Consider the following 19,067-nt stretch of genomic DNA (forward strand, 5'->3'; position numbering starts at 1 on the left):
CCCGTAGGCTAAAAAACCGTTCTCAGGCTGTTAAGATCCGCTTTCATTCACGGACAAACGAGCGGGGTAGCGGATGAGTGTTCAGGTCATCATGCGTGACGGTGTGCCAGAGTACGCCGTGCTGCCTTGGGATGAATATCAGGCGCTGCTGAGTGAACGTAATGAGCGCACTGCCCAGGCGGGCGCCGAGGCTCCGATTGCTTTACCGAAATTCAGCGAATTGTCGGCGATGCGCGAAGCCAAGGGCATGAGTCAGGAGACGCTGGCGCGTTCCGTAGGCATCAGCCCCGTTTATCTTGGCCTTATCGAAAGCGGCGAGCGTGATCCCGGTGACCCTATACGCCGCTCCCTGGCCCGTGCGATGGAGATCGAAGGATGGGAGCCGGAAGCTTGAAAGACGCCGCGCCGTCGATTCGCATCAGCCGCCCGCACTGGCAGGCGTTGCTGGATGAGTTGACCGCCGCTCGACGGCAGCGTCATCTGGTGACTTATCGTGCGCTGGTCGAGCGCCTCCAGTTACCCACGCCAGCGATGCAGACATTGACGGCTGCGTTGGAGTACTTGGCGACACTGGACGCACGCGCTGGTCGACCGTTGCGCAGCGCACTGGTGATCAGCCAAGGTGCCAGCCGTTTGCCCAGAACGGGTTTCTTCGAATGCGCCGCTCGTCTTGGGCGTTTTGCAGGTTCTACCGATGGCGCAGCTGCTGCTTCCTGGCATGCAGGCGAAGTCGCGCGCGTGTTCGAATTCGACTATCCGGAGGCGCCATAAATGCTGCACAAGGTTCGGGCGCGTGCCGGTTATCTGACCGCACGCAAACTGTTGAGCATGCGGTGGGCTGTCGAGCAGCCTGAGTTGTGGCGCTGGATGGAGGGTCAGTTTTCGCGTATGGCCGCGATAGGTGATCCGAAGGCGCAGAGCTTTTACGGGCACATCCTGCTTTTCAGAGGGCAGGGTTATGGTGCAAGACGGGAAGGTATACGTTTGTTGCGCCTGGCCGCCGAAGGAGGCGATGCCAAGGCTGCTTACCAGATGGGCGTGATCGCACTCAGTGAGGATGCCGAACACGGCCCGGACGGAGCCCAGGCGGCGCATTGGTGGAAGCTCGCCGTCGAGGCCGGACATCCATTAGCCACGACCCGTCTGGCTCAGTTGTACAAGGCGGGCGGGCATGGATTGGCGCCTGATCGGCAAGAGGCTGAACGTTACAGAGCCAGCGCCGCCAAACACGGCCTTTGATCGCCTAACGGCCGCCGTTCCGTATCGATCGTGTACAGGCTGTAACCCGCTACCTGCTTGGCCTGACGCTTGGCTTCGGAGGCCAGGACGGCGAGGGATGCGGCGTCGATTTCGGGGGTTGGCCCGGACTTGAGAAGGACCGCGCCGATCGAAAGGGAGAGCAGGGGATAGCGTTGCTGGCCGCCTTGCCGCCCTTCGGCAATGAAGCAACCCTCGGCCAGATGATCGTCGCGGTAGAAGGATCGGCAGCGTCGCTCGAATGTGTCGAACAGCCGGCTGATTCTCGCTGACCAGTCTTCGGACCTCATCACCAACATGAAGTCATCCCCACCGATGTGACCCACGAAGTCACGACTCGAATCGATCTGTTCATCCAGGCAGTGAGCAAGACATAGCAGGACCTCGTCACCCTTGGCGTACCCGTACAGGTCGTTGAAGGGTTTGAAATGATCGATATCGACGTAGCAGATCACCGCCTCTCGATGTTGCCGCAGCAGTCGCGTCAGGCATTGCTGAATCGGTACATTACCGGGTAGCAGCGTCAGCGGGTTGGCATGGCGTGCCTGCTGAACCTTCATCTCGGTGATCAGCCTCAGCACATCGATGACCCTGCCAAGGCCGTGATAGCGACCGTTGAGGGTGATGACGAAATCTTCGTCGATGCGCTGTCGTGCTCGGCAGGTCAACAGCCGGCTGACCTGTTGCAGGGACTGGCCAAGCTCTACGGCGAGAAAGTCATCGCTCATCAATCTACTGATGGGTTTGCGCGCCAGCAGGTCGGTTGCAAAGGGCTTGAGCAAGGCGTCAGAGAGCAGGCTTCGATGCACGACACCTACTGGCGTGTCCATCGCGTCGAGGACCGCGACCGAATTCAGATTCGCTTGCAGGCGGAACAGTTCCAGCACGTCCCCTATCGGGCAGGAGATGGTAACCGCGGCTTGTTTCAGTACCAGTGGAGACAGGTCCGGCTGGTTCTCGTCCAGCGTATCATCACGATCCCCTATATTTGGCAGCAGCACCGCTGCATCGATAGCCGGTATCTCTTCCGGTCGGCCCAACAAGTACCCCTGAACCAGATCGACCCCCATGTCCGAAAGTATCCGGAGCTCCTCGCTTAGCTCGATGCCTTCGGCGATCACCTGGGCGCGTGAGGCTCTGGCGATTTTCATGATGGATTCGACAAACTCGCGTTTGACGGCGTCCCGGTGAATGCCATCGATAAAATAACGATCGATCTTGACGTAATCGGGGCGCAGTTCCGACCACATGCGCAGCCCAGAATAGCCGGCGCCGAGATCATCGAGCGCGATCGAGAAACCCATGTCACGGTAGTGATGCAGTGCGGCATCGAGCAGTTCGAAGTCGTCCGTGGGGGTCTGCTCCGTAAGCTCGATCACGACCCTGTCCGCCGGGATGCGATATTTCTGTAGCAGCTCCAAGGTTCGGCCCGGTTTGTGGGCCGCCTCCAGCAGTGTTTCCGGCGATACGTTGAGAAACAGCTTGCCTCGTAGATTCTGCTGGCTATAGCGGCGGCAAGCATTTTCCCGGCAGGTCATTTCGAGTTCGTTGAGCCGACCGGCATGTCGTGCGGCCGCGAGCAGATTGATGGGGGAGTGCAGAGCGGTGTTGGACGGGCCGCGAGTCAACGCTTCGTAACCGAGAATATGCCGTTCGGAAAGTGAAACGATAGGCTGGAAAAGACTGGTGATGTCGCCGTGAGCAAGGATGTTATCCAGCGTGCTCAACTGCTCGGTGACGGTCATGGTGATCTCGTGTTGGCCATAGAAATGCGAAGGGCCGCACAGTGGCGACCCTTCGTATTTCACTACTCGATGATGTCATTTTAATGACATCTTGAGTGGCTATTGCTCTACGGCGGTATTTCTAGCCATTGCGTCCTGCAGCCCCAGATAGTCCAACAAAATTCTGCCGCTTTCGGAAAGGTAGGCATCATCCTCTGGCTTCACTTTTTTCTCTTCAATGACCGGGATCGTTTCATCTTCCCGTTCGAGTTTGGCCAGCGGCTCCTCGCCCTTGGCCTTGCGCAGCGTATTTTCAAGCGCCAGTTGCCGCTTCTCGATGCCTTCCTGCTGCGCCCGGCGCTTCTCCTCGTTGAGACTGACACTCGTCTCGTGCATGAGCTCCTGTGTGAGCGCGAGGCGATCACGGGTGAAAACGAAATCAGGGTGCTCGGTCGTGCGTGCTTCGTGGCGCGCCTTGAGTTCTGCGAGGAATGGTTTGAACGGATTGATATCGGGATTGATCGCGGCGCGGATGCTGTCCCACGGCAGCGCTTCAGGTAGGGCACTTTCGCCAATTTCCTTGGTATCGACTTCGGCGGGATAAGAAATGTCGGGTATCACGCCCTGATGCTGGGTGCTCTGGCCGGAGACACGATAGAACTTGGCCAGCGTCAGCTTCAGCTCTCCATGATTGAGAGGCTGGACCGTTTGCACGGTGCCCTTGCCGAAGGTCTGGCCACCGACGATGAGGGCGCGATGATAATCCTGCATGGCGCCAGCGAAAATTTCCGATGCCGACGCTGACAGCCGATTGACCAGCACGGCCAGAGGACCTTTGTAGAACGCCCCTTGCTGCTCGTCGGCAAGCACGTCGACACGGCCATCGCTGTTGCGTACCAGCACCGTCGGGCCCTGATCGATGAACAGGCCAGTCAGCTCCGTCGCCTCCTGGAGCGAACCCCCGCCGTTATTGCGCAGATCGATGACGACGCCATCCACGTTTTCGTTTTTCAGCTCTGTCAGCAGCTTCTTCACGTCACGGGTGGTGCTCTTGTAGTCCTTGTCTCCGGCGCGCAGGGCCTTGAAATCAAGGTAGAACGCGGGGATCTCAATGATTCCGAGCTTATAGTTGCGGCCGTCCTGCTCGAGATTGAGCACTGATTTCTTCGCTGCCTGCTCTTCGAGTTTCACTGCTTCTCGGGTGATGGCGACGATCTTGCTGCTTTGATCGTTTGGTGCGTTGCTCGCCGGGATGACTTCGAGGCGAACGACCGATCCTTTCGGACCACGGATCAGTTTGACCACTTCGTCGAGGCGCCAGCCGATCACGTCGACCATTTCCTCGTCGCCCTGGCCGACACCGACGATCTTGTCGGCAGGGACAATCTGCTTGCTCTTCTCTGCGGGGCCAGCCGGGACCAGGCGCACGACCTTGACGTGCTCGTTGTCGCTCTGCAGCACGGCACCGATGCCTTCCAGGGAAAGGCTCATATTGATGTCGAAGTTTTCTGCATTGTCGGGCGACAGGTACTGAGTGTGAGGATCGTAGGACTGGGCAAATGCGTTGATATAGGTCTGGAATACATCCTCGCCACGGGTCTGCTCCAGACGAGCCAGCTGATTCTTGTAGCGTTTGGTCAGCAACTCCTCGATGGCTTTGGGTTCTTTGCCGGCGATCTTCAAACGCAGAACCTCGTCCTTGACGCGTTTGCGCCATAGATCGTCCAGTTCCTTTTCGTCTTTGGGCCAGGCGGCATTTTCACGATCGACTAGTAACTCTTCGTCCAGGGTGAAATCGAAGCTGTCCACGCCTTCGTTCAGAAGGCCCCGCGCGTATTCGAGCCGGCTCTGCAAGCGCTCGAGGTGCACCTTGTAGATCGCGAAGCCGGGCTCAAGATTGCCGTTCTTGAGGAAGTCGTCGAATTGATTGCGCCAGCCCTCGAACTCGGCAAGATCTCCCGCAGTGAAATAACTGCGCGACGGATCGAGCATTGCGATGTAGCTGTCGAAAATCTTTGCCGAGCGGGCGTCGTTGAGCGGCGGTTTGTTGTAATGATGGCGCTTGAGCAGTTCGACCACGTTGAGGCTGGCGATCACCTGATCACGGTCGGGCTGCAGGTAATCCCAGTCATGTCCGTCGGCTGGCTTGGCCAGGACGGTGTTGGCCTGAAGGCCTAGCAGCAGGGCCAGAAAACCGGCGGTCAATGATCGTTTCATTTCGAAGGGGCGCCGCAAGGCTGGGTAATAACGCATATTAGGCCATCAATCAGGCGTCGAGCGGCATCCGCCCGACGGAATAACAACAGCCCGATGGTACCTGGCGGCTAACACGCCGCGACAGAGATCGCATCAGCCGGCAGGCTTACCCTCGGCGCCACGCCATACCGAATCGGCAATTCGTGGTAAGGGATAGCCATATGGTCTGATGCAGCAATTATCAGCGGCCTGCATCGCCGGCAAGTAACGGTGGAGCGGGCGCAGGTGTTAAGCACTATGGAGGCAGCATGAAGGCATTGCAAGGCGTCGAGGGGCAGGTCGAGTGGGTGGAGCGCGCCGCTCCGGTGTGCGGTGCTGGGCAGGTAAGGATTCGGGTGGCGGCTGCCGGCCTGAATCGGGCAGATCTGTTGCAGCGTGCCGGGCATTATCCGCCGCCACCGGGCGTGACCGATATCCTGGGGTTGGAGTGTGCCGGTGTCATCAGTGAGGTAGGGTCCGGCGTTTCTCATCGTATAGGCGACCGAGTCTGCGCCTTGCTGGCTGGCGGCGGCATGGCTGAGGAAGTGGTTGTCGATGCCCGTCACGTGCTTCCGGTGCCGCAAGGCCTTTCGCTGACGGAAGCTGCCGTGATTCCGGAAGTCTACGCTACTGCGTGGCTGAATCTGTTCCGCCTGGGCGCGCTACAGCCTGGCGAGAAAGTCCTGCTTCACGCCGGCGCAAGCGGTGTCGGGTCGGCTGCCATCCAGTTATGCAAGGCGTTCGACAGCCCGTGCTGGGTCAGTGTCGGTTCGGCTGAACGCCTGGCTTACTGCGAGTCGTTGGGCGCGAAGGGCGGCGTGCTGCGCAATGAGTCGCTGGAAGCGCTTCGTGACTTCGGTCCGTTCAATGTGATTCTCGATCCGGTCGGCGCCAAGTATGTGGCGCTCAATACGCAGTTGCTTGCAACGGAAGGGCGCTGGGTGATCATTGGCATGATGGGCGGCCGCAAGGCCGAAATGGATCTGGGCGGCCTGCTGGCCAAGCGCATCCAGCTGATTGGCTCGACGCTGCGCAGTCGTAACGCCGATGACAAGGCCGAGATGCTCGCGGACATGCATGAGCGGATCTGGCCATTGTTCGCTGATAAAACCCTCTCGCCGCGATTGGAGCGCAGCTTCCCGATCCGCGATGTGGAAGCTGCCTTCGCTGCGTTGGCTAGCAATCAAGTCTCGGGTAAGGTCGCGCTCGTCATCGACGAGAGCATCGAGTGACCGAATCCAGGCGGGCGCACGCTCGCCTGGATCTTCCGAGTCAGGGCAACTCGGCGTTCGAATAGAAGGCGCTGAGCACCTTGACCAGATGCGCTAGGTCCTGACTGCCGGCCAGTTCGCGGATCGAATGCATACCAAAGGTCGGCAGCCCGATGTCCACGGTACGCACGCCCAGCTGGCTGGCCGTGATCGGGCCGATGGTCGAGCCGCAACCCATGTCGCTGCGCGTGACGAAGCTCTGTACCGATACCTCGTTTTCCAGACACAGATGCCGGAAGAAACCGGCAGTTTCGCTGCTGGTGGCGTATCGCTGATTGCTGTTGACCTTGATTACCGGGCCGGCATTGAGTTTCGGCCCGTGATTGCCGTCGTGCTTGTCGATGTAATTGGGATGTACCGCATGGGCATTGTCTGCCGAAATCAGCAGCGAGCGATTGATGCAGCGCTGGAATGCTTCTCCCTCGGGCAGTACACGACGCAGAACCTGCTCCAGAAACGGGCCATCGGCGCCGCACATGGAGGCCGAGCCGACTTCCTCGTGATCGGTGCAAACCAGTACGCAGGTTTCGTCCGGGCCTGCACGCAGCAGGGCTTGCAAACCGGCAAAGCAGGACAGCAGGTTATCCAGCCGCGCACCAGCGATGAACTCGCCGTTCAGGCCGATAACCGCCGCGCCTTGGGTGTCGTAGAAGCTCAGCTCGAAATCCAGCACCACATCGGCGACCAGGCCGTGTTCGCGGCTGAGCTGATCCGCCAGCAAGGCGCGGAAATCCGGGCTGTCTTCGCTGGCGATCTGCGCCAGGATCGGTGGCAGTTCGTTCTGCGGATTGATCGCCCAGCCTTGATTGGCATCCCGGTTGAGGTGAATAGCGAGGCTTGGGATCACGGCGATGGGCAGCCTGAAATCAATCAGCTGGCTTTCGATCTTCCCGTCGCGGCTATAAGTGACACGGCCAGCCAGTGATAGGTCGCGGTCGAACCAGGGCGCCAACAAGGCGCCGCCGTAAACTTCCACACCCAACTGCCAGAAACCCTGACGCTGCAGCTCCGGTTGCGGCTTGACTCGTAAGCAGGGGCTGTCGGTATGAGCACCAACCAAGCGCGCGCCGTATTCGATGGCGGATTTTGTGCCGAGCTGGAAGGCGATGATCGCCGAGTCATTACGGGTGACGTAATAACGGCCGCCTGGCTCGGTATGCCAGGTCTCGCTTTCATCCAGCGCCTTGTAGCCGGCTGCCTGAAGGCTTAACGCAAGGCTGCGGGTAGCGTGAAACGGCGTTGGCGAGGCCTTGAGGTAATCGATCAGGCCTTGGTTGAGTTCTTCGCGCATGGGGGGCTCCGGACGGCAAGGCTGAAAAGTCTATCCCATTGGTAGGGTGACTGCAGTCTTCGACGCTTTACGGCGGGCGTTTCAACCGGGCCGTGCAATGACCTCAAACATATGCCAGTGTTTGGCCCGTCCTATCGCGGTCTTTCCGTCGTATTCGAATTCGTTGAGTTCCAGCAGCTCCCAGCGTTCGAACCGCCGTCGGAGCTGGTCTTGGCTGTGGATGCTGAGGCCCTTCGCCGCCCAGTCGTCTTGAGGGCCGAAAAAATGCCCGGTGAACAGACCACCTAGCCGTAGCGCCTGGGTGATTCGCATCCAGAGGTCGGCAAATGCGTCTGGTCGGCAGAACGGCAATGCGAAACTGGCATTTACGAAGTCCACTGCCGGCAACGGAGCGGCGTCCTCGAATGTCCGGCACAGTGCTGTGAGCGCACCGGGCGCATACGCAGCTGCCTGTTCCTGCAGAGCGCTCAATGCTTCTGGGTCCCGGTCGAGCGCGACGACCTTCCAGCCTGCACGAAGCAACGCCAAGCTATCGCGCCCGGCACCGCAGCCTAGATCCAGCGCCAGGCCGGGACTGTGCGTCCAAAGGTCGAGCGCTTTAAGCAGGCTCGGGTGAGCCTGGGCACCACGAGTGGCATCGATGAAGCGAGTCATCTAAATGGCGCAGGACAATCGAAGCGCATCCGCGTGCCACTCTGCGGGTGGGTCAAGGCGAGCATGCTGGCATGCAGGCACAGTCGTTCATGGGCGTTCAACGCCTGTTCGTGAGCATAGAGGCGATCGCCAAGTAGCGGATGCCCGATGGAAAGCATATGCACGCGCAACTGGTGGGAGCGGCCGGTAATAGGGGTCAGTTCGACGCGGCTGTAGTGACCGCAGCGCTCCAGAACGCGCCAGTAGGTCAATGCATGCTTGCCTTGTTCATGATCGACCACGTGCCGGGGCTTGGTTGGCGGGTCGTATCGCAGGGGCAGGTCGATACTGCCGCTGTCCTGTTCCGGTTCGCCCCAGCACAGCGCGGTATAGGCTTTTTCCGTCTCGCGATCGTGGAATTGGCGCGACAATTCGCGGTGACTATCGGCGTCGCGGGCGAGCACGATCAGGCCGGAGGTTTCCCAGTCCAGCCGATGCACGATGCGCGCCTCGGGATAGCCGTTTTCCTGCAGGCGGGTCACCAGGCAGTCACGGTTATCCTCGGCGCGGCCGGGTACCGAGAGCAGCAGGGTGGGTTTATTGATCACCAACAGAGCGGCGTCCTGGTGAACAATCTGGATGTTGCTTAACGGCATCTGCGTTTCCCATAAACGAAGACGGCGACCCGTGGGTCGCCGTCCGTCAGAGGTTACTGAAAATCTATTCTGGAACTCGCGAGCTAGAGCCATGCAAGGCAAAAACAGGCGAGGAAGCGGAGTTTACTGTTGTAAATGAGCATCCGAGCCTGTTTTTAACGCTGCAGGGCCGACGCGCAGCAGATCCAGGCAGATTTTTAACGATCCGGCAGGGTAATGTTCAATTCAAGGATCGAACAGCTGCCCTGATCTTCCAGTGCGACCTGCACCTGATCGCTTTCGATGTTCACATACTTGCGAATCACCTCGACCAGCTCTTTCTGTAGAGCGGGCAGATAGTCCGGTTGCGTACGCTGGCCGCGCTCGTGCGCAACGATGATCTGCAGGCGTTCCTTCGCGATGTTGGCTGGCGTTTCCTTCTTCTTGCGCTCACGAAAGAAGTCGAGAAGGTTCATTCGCGACCTCCGAACAATCGTTGCAGGAAGCCCTGCTTTTTAACGTCTAGGAAGCGATGGTTCACGTCTTTACCCAGCAAACGATCCACTGCATCGCTGTACGCCTGGCCCGCATCGCTCTGGTCATCGAGGATGACCGGTACGCCCTGGTTGGAAGCCTTGAGTACCGCCTGGGATTCCGGAATGACACCCAGTAGGCGGATCGAGAGAATTTCCTCGACGTCTTCGACACCAAGCATTTCGCCCTTGACCACACGCTCGGGGTTGTAGCGGGTCAGCAGCAGATGCTCCTTGATCGATTCCTCGCCGTTTTCGGCGCGACGGGACTTGCTGGCAAGCAGGCCCAGCATGCGATCAGAGTCACGAACCGAGGAGACTTCCGGGTTGGTTACGACGATGGCCTCGTCAGCGTAATACATTGCCAGGTGAGCACCTTTCTCGATGCCTGCCGGGGAGTCGCAAATGACGAATTCGAAAGTCTTGGCCAGCTCATCGATCACCTTGCCAACGCCTTCGAGCGTCAGGGCGTCCTTGTCACGGGTCTGGCTGGCGGCCAGCACGTAGAGGTTCTCGAGGCGCTTGTCCTTGATCAGGGCCTGGGTGAGGGTGGCGTCGCCTTGAATGACGTTGACGAAGTCATACACCACGCGGCGCTCGCAGCCCATGATCAGGTCCAGATTACGCAGGCCAACGTCGAAGTCGACGATGACGGTCTTGTGGCCACGCAAGGCGAGACCGGTACCGATGGCGGCGCTGGATGTGGTTTTACCGACGCCACCCTTGCCGGAAGTGACTACGAGGATCTTGGCCAAGGTGATTCACCCTAATATGGAAGTCGGGACCGTAGCCAATTCGGCTCGCGGTACGCCCGTTTTGGTGCTTGAAAATTCGCGGCAGTATCCGTTAAAGGCGGGTGATGTTCAACACGTCGCCGGATAGCTTCATCTGTACGGCTTCGGTCCATAACGGGTCGCGCCGCAGGTCTTCGGCAACCTTGTAATGCCCGGCGATGGAGACCATTTCGGCGGCGAGCTGCTGACAGAAAATGCGTGCGTCGGTATCTCCCTTGATACCTGCCAAGGCACGCCCACGCAATGGACCGTACACATGGATGTTTCCATCGGCGAGAAGTTCCGCGCCCGGGCTGACGGCGGCCAGTACGATCAAGTCGCCACCCTGCGCATAGACCTGCTGGCCGCCGCGGATAGGCGTGGTGACCACGCGGGTGGGGCGATAGATCGGTTCGGCGGGTTTGGCCGGTGCTGCCGATGCCTTGCTGGCGAGGTCCAGCTTGCGTTCCTTGGCACCGGACGGTGGCAGTACGGGAAGGTCGAGCGCCGCTGCCGCCTCGATGACTTGGGGATCGCCGGCACGCAGCGCCAGGGTGCGCAGGCCGTGCTTGCGGCACAGCGCGATGAGTGCCGGAAGGTCGAGATTGCAATCGGCGGGCAGCTTGTCCAGCGCGAGGACCAGCGGGGTGTTGTTGAAGAAATCCGGCGCTTGCTCGACCTTCACGGCCAGCTGTTGATCGAGGCGCTCCAGGTCGTTCTGCGTCAACTCCAGCACGGTTATGGCAAGCATGCTGCCTTTGAGCTGGAACACTGGGGCTTGGTCGGAAAGGTCGGCTTGGCTCATGGTCTGCCTGCTGCGGTAAATGGCGAGGACTTATAGCGGGGGAGGCGTTGAGCTGCAAGCCACAAGCGGCCAGCGGCAAGAAAAATCAACGGCAAGCCGAGCGACCAACCCGCTGTGGCCAAGTCCCGCTCCGGCAATTTTTGCCGCAAGGGCTTAGAATGCGCGCTTTTACCGGTTCGGGCTTGCCGATGGATCGTCCTCGTTTTCGCGCATCCTTTCTTCATCCGCGTTTCTGGCTGCTGTGGCTGGGACTGGCTTTGCTGTGGTTGGTGGTGCAGCTGCCTTACCGCGTTCTGCTGCTTCTTGGGCGCGGCCTCGGTGCACTGATGTATCGGGTTGCCCGCTCCAGGCGACAAATCGCTCGGCGCAACCTGCAGTTATGTTTCCCCGAGCTGAACGACAAGCAGCGCGAGCGACTGCTACGCGAGAACTTCGCCTCGACCGGTATCGCCTTCTTCGAAATGGCCATGAGCTGGTGGTGGTCCAAGGACCGGCTGCATAAGCTGGCGCATGTCGAGGGTCTCGAGCACCTGCAACAGGCCCAGGCCGAGGGACAGGGCGTGATTCTGATGGCGCTGCATTTCACTACGCTGGAAATCGGTGCGGCCTTGCTGAGTCAGCGTCACACCATCGATGGCATGTATCGCGAGCACAAGAATGCGGTGTTCGATTTCGTCCAGCGACGCGGGCGGGAGCGGCACAATCTCGACGCTAGCGCCATCGAGCGTGAGGACGTACGCGCGATGCTCAAGGTGCTGCGCGCCGGTCGAGCGATCTGGTACGCGCCGGACCAGGATTATGGGCGCAAGCAGAGTCTTTTCGTCCCTTGGTTTGGTATCAATGCCGCAACCGTGACCGCGACCACCAAGTTTGCCCGCTTGGGCAAGGCACGCGTCGTGCCGTATACGCAGACGCGGCTCGCCGACGGCTCTGGCTACAGATTGGTCATTCACCCACCGCTGCTTGATTTCCCGGGTGAAAGCGAGGAGGCCGATTGCCGGCGCATCAACGAGTGGGTGGAGCACGTGGTGCGGCAGCATCCCGAGCAATATCTGTGGGCCCACCGCCGCTTCAAGACGCGTCCAGAGGGTGAGCCAAGCCTCTATAGAAAGTTGCCGAAGAAACCGATCACTCCGTAAGTACGCCGTCGCGGAAGTCGCGCAGGGCCTGCTCGATTTCCTCGCGACTGTTCATCACGAACGGGCCGTACTGGACGATCGGTTCGCCAATAGGCTGGCCGGCCAATAGCAGCACTCGCGCGCCGGTGCCGGAGTTCAGCTGCAGTTCGCCCTGATCGGAAAGCCTGGCCAGTTGATGCTTGCCAAGGTGCTTGCCGGCCACTTCGATCTCGCCTTCGTATACGTACAGGATCAGCCGGTGTCCATCGAGCAGCTGCGGATTGAGTTGGCTGCCGGCGGGCAGGTGCAGGTCGATCAGCTGCGGTTCGGTATCCGGTCGTTGCACGGCGCCTGGCTGATCCACCCCGTCGGCTTGGAACCGTCCGGCGATGACCACCGCTTCGACGCCGCAGGGCAAGGTGACGCGCGGGACTTCTGCTGGCGCGAAGTCCCGATAACCCGGATCGCCCATCTTGCTTTTGGCGGGCAGGTTAAGCCACAGCTGGAAGCCGCGCATGACGCCTTGTTCCTGTTGCGGCATCTCGCTGTGGATCACGCCGCGTGCCGCCGTCATCCATTGCACACCGCCGTTTTCGAGCAGCCCGACATTGCCGAGATGGTCTTCGTGGCGCATGCGGCCCTCGATCATATAGGTCACGGTCTCGAAGCCGCGGTGCGGGTGTGGCGGGAAGCCGGCGATGTACTCGTCAGGGTTGTCGGAGCCGAACTCGTCGAGCATCAGGAACGGATCGAATCGCTCCGCTACGTCACCGCCGAACAAACGGGTCAGACTGACACCGGCGCCATCGGAGGTGGCGCGACCGGTGCTGATTTCAAGAATCTCGCGCATGGGCATGGCATATCTCCAAAGAGGTTTTGATGAAGACTACCGTGCACCATGCGATTGATTGATGCGAAGTTTCCACGATTCTTATCTAACGCTTCGATCACTCGCCTATCTGCAGTTCCCGGGCTCGGGTGTAGACGTAGCGGACCTTTTCATATTCGAACGGCGAGTTGAGTTGCCCGTAGCGCAGGCTGGTGGTGTGGCGGATGTCGATCAGTCGAAGCGCGGTAATGCCGAATTCACCACCGCTGGCTTCGCCATAGTCAAAGTAATCGACTTGCCGCTCGACGCCGAAGTCCACTACCTGTCCAGCGGTATCGCGCAGGTTGGATGGGCCGAGCGCGGGCAGGATCAGATACGGCCCATGCGGGACGCCATAAAAGCCGAGCGTCTGGCCGAAGTCCTCGTTGTAGCGCGGCAGGCCCATGCGGGTCGCCGGGTCCCAAATGCCGCCGACACCAATGATGGTGTTGAACAGCAATCGTGCTGTGGTGCTCATCGCTCGCTGGCCCTTGAGCTGCGCCACGCTGTTGAACAGCGTTGGGATCTCGCCGAGGTTACTGAAAAAGTTGCTCACGCCGGTGCGCACGATCCGAGGCGTGACATAGCGGTAGCCGCGCACCGCCGGAAGCATCACCCACTGATCCAGACGGTAATTGAAGTAATACATGCGCCGGTTCAGCGATTCCCAGGGATCGTGAATATCCAGCGCGTCGAAGGTGGCGCGCTCGAACTCGCGTTGATCCAGGCCAGGATTGAATTTCAGGTTACGCAGCGGATGGGTGAAGCCATCCTCATCGGGGATCGGCGTCTGTGCATGGGCGATGCCGCTGGCCAAGAACAGCAATGCAAACAAATGACATCTAGCCACGGAAGAACTCCAGCATGTCTTGAGCATTGACCCGGTAATCGAGATTGCCGCAATGGCCGCCGCGCGGATACAGCGTCATGCGTTCGCCAAACGTCCGGCGCAGGAAGCCCAGATCGCCAGCACCGAGAATTATGTCGTCAGCGTTGTGCATGACGCCGATCTTCGGGCTGTCGCGCAGATAATCTTCCAGCGCATACAGGCTGACCTGTTGCACCAGTTGCGTCAGGCTTCCGCCATCTTGCTGGGCCCGCCACATGGGGATGAGTTGTTCCGTCATGTAGCAATCGAAGTCGCAGAGCAGGGCGCGGCGGAAGAAGGGCTCGAGGCTGGTGCCTTCGTCGATCGGGTAGCCGGGCGGGACGATTAATCCTCGGCGGTTGATCAGGTCGGATGTGAAGACGATATCGGCAGCGGAGAAACGGAACGCCGAGCCGACCAGCATCGCCATTTGCTCGTCGGTCAGCCGCAGGGATGACTGCTGAAAGTCGAACAGCAAAGCCTCGTCGAGGTTAATCGCGCCTTTTTGCCGATAGTAGCGGGCGAGCTTTTCCAGAATGACTTGGTAAAACGTGGTGGTGCTGTCGATCGCTTCGACCTGGGTTTGCACCAGCTTGTCCAGATTGTTGATCGATGTGTAGAGATTGACCGGCGGGTTGAGCATCAGCACCCGCTTGAAGTTGAAGCTCTGCCGCGTCTCATCGAGCTTGCTGACAAAGGCCGCGTTGAGCGCGCCGAGGCTGTAGCCGGTGAGATGGAACTCGGTGACTGGCAGGTCGTGCTGTTGCGCGCGGACGGCCTGCATGACTCGATACATGTCCTTGGCATCGTCAGGGCTGTAACCCGGGGTGGCGTAACGTGAGGCGGCGGCGATGAAGTCGAAGCTGGTTGGCGAAGACAGCTGCACCACGTGATAGCCGGCCCCGTAAAACAGTCGCTTCAGCGACTCGGCTTTCGCCGCCGCGTAGCTTGCGCCGGTGCCCGAGATGATGAACATCAGTGGGGCAGGCCCAGGTTGCCGTGCCAAGCGGTAGGTCAGCCGTGTCACTGCCCAGAAATTTTCCGGAAGGATGAATTCCCGTTCGGGACGCAGACGCAGGCGATAGTCAGCCTGATCGATGTCGTCATCGCTGGGTACTTCGGCGCGCAGCGCCACGGGGGTCGTGGCGATGGTCGCTTCGAAGGGGTTGCTCAAGGGGTAGCCATACGCCTCGACGCTGATATCCGCAGCCTGGACAGGCGCGACGGCCAACGTAAGCAGCGCGGTCAAGCACAGCAGCAATCGCATGTAGGGAGCTCTCCTTAGCGGGCTTGGATGGCCGGCAAACTTCAGCATTGGGGGATCGGTCTTTGAGGTTGCCAGATTAAGCCGCAGGCGCATGCTGCCGTCATCTCTCCCGACAATGGGACGCCGCGAAAGACATGGCGCGTTAGCCATTGACCACAAGCAAGCCGGCTGGTTGCAGGCTTAGTTGCTACGTATGGAGAGCTTATGGGAGAGGCGAGCCGATGCAAACGGCTCGGCTCGGCTCGGATCTGGCGAGTGGCTAGTGCATCCGTCAGGCCTGATGATGCAACCAGGCGTGAGCGGGGATCGTCTCACGAGGCGTCTGGCGCTTTTCCAGACGCTGCCAGATTTTCTCGTGGAAGTAGAAGCCGACCGAGTTGCAGATGGGTTCGATGGCTGCCACCAGGCCGCCTGCAGCGAGACTACCGGTCAAGGCATAGGTCACCGCGAAGGCAATACAGAAGTGCATTAGGGTGAAGGTTACGGTCTTGGTCATGGTAGATCTCCAAATGCAGTCGAGAATGATTCTCCGTTGAATTGAAGTCTCGCTTCGCCACGCTGGTTTTGAAAATCGTCGTGCTTGATAAGCTACATAGATCGGCTCTATGCGTATCGACGCGCTTGCCGCAAGCCGTCTATTCCGGTCGTTTCGGAAAATAAAAACCAGACTATGGTCGGGTGGTGTTCGGTCTGTCGGGCTCTAAAGTAGCCGCCCCGCCTCATCAGTGGCGGTGATCGTGTGGAGACAGTCAATGAACAACGAAAATATCTACCGGCAGATTTATGCCAATCCGCGTTTCCAGAAACTGGTCGCAAAGCGCGGCCGCTTCGCCTGGCTGCTATCGGCCGTCATGCTGGGCGCATATCTCGCCTTCATCCTGCTGATCGCCTTCGAGCCAGCGATCCTCGGCGTGCCGCTTGCCGCCGATACTGTCACCACCTGGGGTATTCCGGTGGGCGTCGGTGTGATCTTCATGGCGTTCATCCTCACTGGCGTTTATGTCCAGCGTGCCAATGGCGAATTCGATCGCATCAACCAGGAAATCCTCAACGAGGCTCAGCAAAAATGATTGTGCGTCCATTGCTGGCAGCCGCTCTGCTGCTCGCCTCGCCCTTACTGATGGCCGACGCCCTGACCGGCGAAGTGCAGAAGCAGGGCGTCAACTACACAGCGATTGCCATGTTCGTTGCGTTCATCGCGTTCACCATGGGTATCACCAAGTGGGCCGCCAAACGCAACACATCCACCTCCGATTACTACACCGCCGGCGGTAGCATCACCGGTTTTCAGAACGGTCTGGCGATTGCCGGTGACTTCATGTCGGCGGCGTCTTTTCTGGGCATATCTGCGCTGGTTTACACCAGTGGCTACGATGGTTTGATCTACTCCATCGGCTTTCTGGTCGGCTGGCCGATCATCCTGTTCCTGATGGCCGAACGCCTGCGCAACCTGGGCAAATTCACCTTTTCCGATGTGGCGTCCTACCGTCTCGGCCAGACCCAGATCCGCATCCTGTCTGCATTCGGCTCGCTGATCGTGGTGGCCTTCTACCTGATCGCGCAGATGGTCGGTGCCGGCAAGCTGATCCAGCTGTTGTTCGGCCTCGACTATTACGTCGCGGTTGTTCTGGTAGGCGTGCTGATGGTCATGTATGTGCTGTTCGGCGGCATGCTGGCGACTACCTGGGTGCAGATCATCAAGGCGGTGCTGCTGCTGTCCGGTGCCAGCTTCATGGCGATCATGGTGATGAAGGCGGTCAACTTCGACTTCGGCAGCCTGTTCGCCGAGGCCGTGAGCATCCATGAGAAGGGCGCTGCGATCATGAGCCCGGGTGGTTTGGTTTCCGATCCGATCTCCGCGATCTCGCTGGGTCTGGCATTGATGTTCGGCACGGCGGGTCTGCCGCACATCCTGATGCGCTTCTTCACCGTCGCTGACGCCAAGGAAGCGCGCAAGAGCGTGTTCTACGCCACCGGCTTCATTGGTTACTTCTACATCCTGACCTTCATCATCGGCTTCGGCGCGATCCTGCTGGTCAGCACCAACCCGGAATTCAAGGACGCAGCGGGCGCCATCGTCGGCGGCACCAATATGGTCGCTATCCACCTGGCCAATGCCGTTGGCGGCAACCTGTTCCTCGGCTTCATCTCCGCGGTGGCCTTCGCGACCATCCTCGCGGTGGTGGCCGGTCTCACCCTGGCGGGCGCCTCGGCGGTTTCTCATGACCTTTATGCTTGCGTGATCAAGAAGGGCAAGGCCAAGGAAGAGGACGAGATGCGCGTCACCAAGATCACCACGCTGAGCCTGGGTGTCGTCGCGATCCTGCTCGGCATCATCTTCGAGAAGCAGAACATTGCGTTCATGGTGGGCCTGGCGTTTTCCATCGCAGCCAGCTGCAACTTCCCGGTGTTGTTCCTTTCCATGTACTGGAAGGGCCTGAGCACTCGCGGAGCGCTGATCGGTGGTTCGTTGGGCCTGGCGACAGCGCTGATCCTGACCATCATCAGCCCGACCGTATGGGTCGATGTATTCGGCTATGCCGAGGCCATCTTCCCCTACAAGTACCCGGCGCTGTTCTCGATGATCGTCGCGTTCGTGGGGATCTGGTTCTTCTCGGTCACCGACAAGTCCAAGGCGGCGGGTCTCGAGCGCGAGCGTTTCTTCTCGCAGTTCGTGCGGTCGCAGACCGGTCTGGGTTCCAGTGGCGCAGTCGCTCACTGACAACTGATCGAGCATCGAACGAAGGGCAGCCCAAGGGCTGCCCTTCGTCGTTTCGGTACGGGCAAAGGTGCTCTGGCTGGATATCGGCGGCGTCAATCGGACTCGGAACATGCCCGTCATTCAGCATTTCGATAGAGGCCGGAGCGCGCCTCGGCTTTCGCTAGACTCGTTGCAACTCAACGAACAAGAAGGCAACAACGATGCAAAACCGCATGATGGTCACGGGTGCCGGTTCCGGCCTGGGTCGTGAAATCGCCCTGCGCTGGGCGCGTGAGGGCTGGCAGCTGGCGCTCTCGGATGTCAATGAGGCCGGTCTGGCAGAGACCTTGAAAATGGTGCGCGAAGCGGGAGGCGACGGTTTTACCCAACGCTGCGACGTGCGCGACTACAGCCAGCTGACCGCACTAGCGCAGGCTTGCGAGAGCAAGCTCGGCGGTATCGACGTGGTGGTCAACAACGCCGGTGTTGCGTCCGGCGGCTTCTTCGAGGAGTTGTCGCTGGAGGATTGGGACTGGCAGATCGCGATCAACCTGATGGGTGTGGTCAAGGGCTGCAAGGCGTTCCTGCCTCTGGTGCAGAAGAGCCGCGGCAAGATCATCAACATCGCCTCCATGGCCGCGCTGATGCAGGCGCCGGGCATGAGTAACTACAACGTGGCCAAGGCCGGCGTGGTGGCGCTGTCGGAAAGCCTGCTGGTCGAACTGAAGCAGCAGGAAGTGGGCGTCCATGTGGTCTGTCCGTCGTTCTTTCAGACCAATCTGATGGATTCCTACCGGGGGCCGACGCCGAACATGAAGGCGCAGATCAGCAAGCTGCTCGAAGCATCGCCGATCACCGCCGCGGATATCGCCGACTATATGTATCGGCAGGTCGCAGAAGGCCTGTTCATGATTCTGCCGCACGACGAAGGGCGTATGGCCTGGAAGATCAAGCAGCAGAACCCGCAAGCCATCTACGATGAGATGGCTGCGCTGGCGGAGAAGAAGCGTAACAAGAGCAGAACCTGACCAACCGGTCCGTTTTGCTTGCTGTGATCTGGGGTCGAGAGTAGGGTTGCCGGTCCGATC

20 protein-coding genes are annotated in these 19,067 nt (G+C 59.8%); 8 read left to right on the top strand and 12 right to left on the bottom strand.

All coding sequences use genetic code 11. From position 1 onward, the window contains the following. The first annotated feature begins 73 nt into the window (after positions 1-73). From V6943_RS16430 to V6943_RS16440, 3 genes are read left to right on the top strand one after another with little or no spacing between them, the layout of a single operon-like run. Positions 74-394, top strand: a complete 321-nt coding sequence (locus V6943_RS16430) for a helix-turn-helix domain-containing protein (RefSeq protein ID WP_131650367.1) — start codon at positions 74-76, stop codon at positions 392-394. Beyond that, the gene (locus V6943_RS16435; protein ID WP_340554606.1) at positions 376-771 is read left to right on the top strand and encodes a hypothetical protein; all 396 of its coding nucleotides are present in this window, start codon (positions 376-378) and stop codon (positions 769-771) included. Before V6943_RS16430 ends, V6943_RS16435 begins: the two co-directional genes overlap by 19 nt. Further along, the gene (locus V6943_RS16440) at positions 772-1,239 is read left to right on the top strand and encodes a tetratricopeptide repeat protein (protein ID WP_131650369.1); all 468 of its coding nucleotides are present in this window, start codon (positions 772-774) and stop codon (positions 1,237-1,239) included. On the opposite strand, the gene V6943_RS16445 is transcribed toward V6943_RS16440, so the two are convergent. Continuing rightward, positions 1,206-3,002 carry a bifunctional diguanylate cyclase/phosphodiesterase gene (locus tag V6943_RS16445; protein WP_340554608.1) on the bottom strand — a complete coding sequence of 599 codons (1,797 nt, stop codon included), beginning with the start codon at positions 3,000-3,002 and terminating at the stop codon, positions 1,206-1,208. The genes V6943_RS16440 and V6943_RS16445 overlap by 34 nt on opposite strands. Positions 3,003-3,101: 99 nt before the next feature. Then, positions 3,102-5,198, bottom strand: coding sequence for a carboxy terminal-processing peptidase (locus V6943_RS16450; protein WP_181101261.1), 2,097 nt, complete (start codon positions 5,196-5,198; stop codon positions 3,102-3,104). Positions 5,199-5,485: 287 nt separating this feature from the next. On the opposite strand from V6943_RS16450, the gene V6943_RS16455 reads away from it, so the two are divergent. Continuing rightward, a complete protein-coding gene (locus tag V6943_RS16455) occupies positions 5,486-6,448 on the top strand; it encodes an NAD(P)H-quinone oxidoreductase (protein ID WP_340554611.1) in 963 nt (320 codons plus the stop codon). Between the two features lie 40 nt (positions 6,449-6,488). Here the strand turns inward: V6943_RS16455 and V6943_RS16460 are convergent, their stop codons facing one another. The 6 genes from V6943_RS16460 to minC form a co-directional block, all read right to left on the bottom strand. Further along, the gene (locus tag V6943_RS16460; RefSeq protein WP_181101265.1) at positions 6,489-7,778 is read right to left on the bottom strand and encodes a M18 family aminopeptidase; all 1,290 of its coding nucleotides are present in this window, start codon (positions 7,776-7,778) and stop codon (positions 6,489-6,491) included. Positions 7,779-7,859: 81 nt separating this feature from the next. Next, on the bottom strand, positions 7,860-8,432 hold the full coding sequence (locus V6943_RS16465) for a class I SAM-dependent methyltransferase (protein WP_340554613.1): 573 nt from the start codon (positions 8,430-8,432) through the stop codon (positions 7,860-7,862). Continuing rightward, positions 8,429-9,067 (bottom strand): RluA family pseudouridine synthase, encoded by a 639-nt coding sequence (locus V6943_RS16470; RefSeq protein WP_340554615.1) that lies wholly within the window; start codon positions 9,065-9,067, stop codon positions 8,429-8,431. Before V6943_RS16470 ends, V6943_RS16465 begins: the two co-directional genes overlap by 4 nt. 197 nt (positions 9,068-9,264) lie before the next feature. Continuing rightward, positions 9,265-9,522, bottom strand: coding sequence for a cell division topological specificity factor MinE (gene minE, locus V6943_RS16475; RefSeq protein WP_131650376.1), 258 nt, complete (start codon positions 9,520-9,522; stop codon positions 9,265-9,267). Then, positions 9,519-10,334, bottom strand: a complete 816-nt coding sequence (gene minD / locus V6943_RS16480; protein ID WP_340554617.1) for a septum site-determining protein MinD — start codon at positions 10,332-10,334, stop codon at positions 9,519-9,521. Before minD ends, minE begins: the two co-directional genes overlap by 4 nt. 91 nt (positions 10,335-10,425) lie before the next feature. Then, the gene (minC, locus tag V6943_RS16485) at positions 10,426-11,157 is read right to left on the bottom strand and encodes a septum site-determining protein MinC (protein WP_340554619.1); all 732 of its coding nucleotides are present in this window, start codon (positions 11,155-11,157) and stop codon (positions 10,426-10,428) included. Between the two features lie 188 nt (positions 11,158-11,345). Between minC and V6943_RS16490 the strand changes: the two genes are divergently transcribed. Beyond that, entirely contained in the window at positions 11,346-12,296 is a 951-nt protein-coding gene (locus V6943_RS16490; RefSeq protein WP_340554741.1) for a lipid A biosynthesis lauroyl acyltransferase, read from the top strand. Here the strand turns inward: V6943_RS16490 and V6943_RS16495 are convergent. From V6943_RS16495 to V6943_RS16510, 4 genes are all read right to left on the bottom strand, one after another. Further along, positions 12,286-13,131, bottom strand: coding sequence for a pirin family protein (locus V6943_RS16495; protein WP_340554621.1), 846 nt, complete (start codon positions 13,129-13,131; stop codon positions 12,286-12,288). The genes V6943_RS16490 and V6943_RS16495 overlap by 11 nt on opposite strands. 91 nt (positions 13,132-13,222) lie before the next feature. Beyond that, positions 13,223-13,993: an MlaA family lipoprotein gene (locus V6943_RS16500; protein WP_231752233.1), complete on the bottom strand. Its 771-nt coding sequence runs from the start codon at positions 13,991-13,993 to the stop codon at positions 13,223-13,225. Continuing rightward, a complete protein-coding gene (locus tag V6943_RS16505; RefSeq protein WP_340554623.1) occupies positions 13,986-15,278 on the bottom strand; it encodes a serine/threonine protein kinase in 1,293 nt (430 codons plus the stop codon). The genes V6943_RS16500 and V6943_RS16505 overlap by 8 nt, the downstream gene beginning before the upstream one ends. Before the next feature lie 271 nt (positions 15,279-15,549). Next, positions 15,550-15,774 carry a DUF2061 domain-containing protein gene (locus V6943_RS16510; RefSeq protein WP_131650382.1) on the bottom strand — a complete coding sequence of 75 codons (225 nt, stop codon included), beginning with the start codon at positions 15,772-15,774 and terminating at the stop codon, positions 15,550-15,552. A 256-nt stretch (positions 15,775-16,030) separates the two neighbouring features. On the opposite strand from V6943_RS16510, the gene V6943_RS16515 reads away from it, so the two are divergent. The 3 genes from V6943_RS16515 (at position 16,031) to V6943_RS16525 (ending at position 19,007) form a co-directional block, all read left to right on the top strand. Beyond that, on the top strand, positions 16,031-16,348 hold the full coding sequence (locus tag V6943_RS16515) for a DUF485 domain-containing protein (protein ID WP_340554626.1): 318 nt from the start codon (positions 16,031-16,033) through the stop codon (positions 16,346-16,348). Then, positions 16,345-18,000 (top strand): cation acetate symporter, encoded by a 1,656-nt coding sequence (locus V6943_RS16520; RefSeq protein ID WP_197445710.1) that lies wholly within the window; start codon positions 16,345-16,347, stop codon positions 17,998-18,000. The genes V6943_RS16515 and V6943_RS16520 overlap by 4 nt, the downstream gene beginning before the upstream one ends. Positions 18,001-18,200: 200 nt before the next feature. Beyond that, positions 18,201-19,007 carry an SDR family oxidoreductase gene (locus tag V6943_RS16525; RefSeq protein WP_340554629.1) on the top strand — a complete coding sequence of 269 codons (807 nt, stop codon included), beginning with the start codon at positions 18,201-18,203 and terminating at the stop codon, positions 19,005-19,007. The last annotated feature ends 60 nt before the right edge of the window (positions 19,008-19,067 follow it).

The organism is Pseudomonas sp. CBC3 (genome assembly GCF_037967085.1).
Lineage (GTDB): Bacteria > Pseudomonadota > Gammaproteobacteria > Pseudomonadales > Pseudomonadaceae > Stutzerimonas.

Excerpts from the sequence above, each read along its gene's own strand:
- V6943_RS16505 (WP_340554623.1), bottom strand. The coding sequence starts at position 15,278 with ATGCGATTGCTGCTGTGCTTGACCGCGCTGCTTACGTTGGCCGTCGCG.
- minC (WP_340554619.1), bottom strand. The coding sequence starts at position 11,157 with ATGAGCCAAGCCGACCTTTCCGACCAAGCCCCAGTGTTCCAGCTCAAA.
- V6943_RS16525 (WP_340554629.1), top strand. The coding sequence starts at position 18,201 with ATGCAAAACCGCATGATGGTCACGGGTGCCGGTTCCGGCCTGGGTCGT.
- V6943_RS16515 (WP_340554626.1), top strand. The coding sequence starts at position 16,031 with ATGAACAACGAAAATATCTACCGGCAGATTTATGCCAATCCGCGTTTC.
- V6943_RS16460 (WP_181101265.1), bottom strand. The coding sequence starts at position 7,778 with ATGCGCGAAGAACTCAACCAAGGCCTGATCGATTACCTCAAGGCCTCG.
- V6943_RS16450 (WP_181101261.1), bottom strand. The coding sequence starts at position 5,198 with ATGAAACGATCATTGACCGCCGGTTTTCTGGCCCTGCTGCTAGGCCTT.
- V6943_RS16430 (WP_131650367.1), top strand. The coding sequence starts at position 74 with ATGAGTGTTCAGGTCATCATGCGTGACGGTGTGCCAGAGTACGCCGTG.
- V6943_RS16465 (WP_340554613.1), bottom strand. The coding sequence starts at position 8,432 with ATGACTCGCTTCATCGATGCCACTCGTGGTGCCCAGGCTCACCCGAGC.
- V6943_RS16440 (WP_131650369.1), top strand. The coding sequence starts at position 772 with ATGCTGCACAAGGTTCGGGCGCGTGCCGGTTATCTGACCGCACGCAAA.
- minE (WP_131650376.1), bottom strand. The coding sequence starts at position 9,522 with ATGAACCTTCTCGACTTCTTTCGTGAGCGCAAGAAGAAGGAAACGCCA.
- V6943_RS16455 (WP_340554611.1), top strand. The coding sequence starts at position 5,486 with ATGAAGGCATTGCAAGGCGTCGAGGGGCAGGTCGAGTGGGTGGAGCGC.
- V6943_RS16435 (WP_340554606.1), top strand. The coding sequence starts at position 376 with ATGGGAGCCGGAAGCTTGAAAGACGCCGCGCCGTCGATTCGCATCAGC.
- V6943_RS16470 (WP_340554615.1), bottom strand. The coding sequence starts at position 9,067 with ATGCCGTTAAGCAACATCCAGATTGTTCACCAGGACGCCGCTCTGTTG.
- V6943_RS16495 (WP_340554621.1), bottom strand. The coding sequence starts at position 13,131 with ATGCCCATGCGCGAGATTCTTGAAATCAGCACCGGTCGCGCCACCTCC.
- V6943_RS16510 (WP_131650382.1), bottom strand. The coding sequence starts at position 15,774 with ATGACCAAGACCGTAACCTTCACCCTAATGCACTTCTGTATTGCCTTC.
- V6943_RS16490 (WP_340554741.1), top strand. The coding sequence starts at position 11,346 with ATGGATCGTCCTCGTTTTCGCGCATCCTTTCTTCATCCGCGTTTCTGG.
- V6943_RS16445 (WP_340554608.1), bottom strand. The coding sequence starts at position 3,002 with ATGACCGTCACCGAGCAGTTGAGCACGCTGGATAACATCCTTGCTCAC.
- V6943_RS16520 (WP_197445710.1), top strand. The coding sequence starts at position 16,345 with ATGATTGTGCGTCCATTGCTGGCAGCCGCTCTGCTGCTCGCCTCGCCC.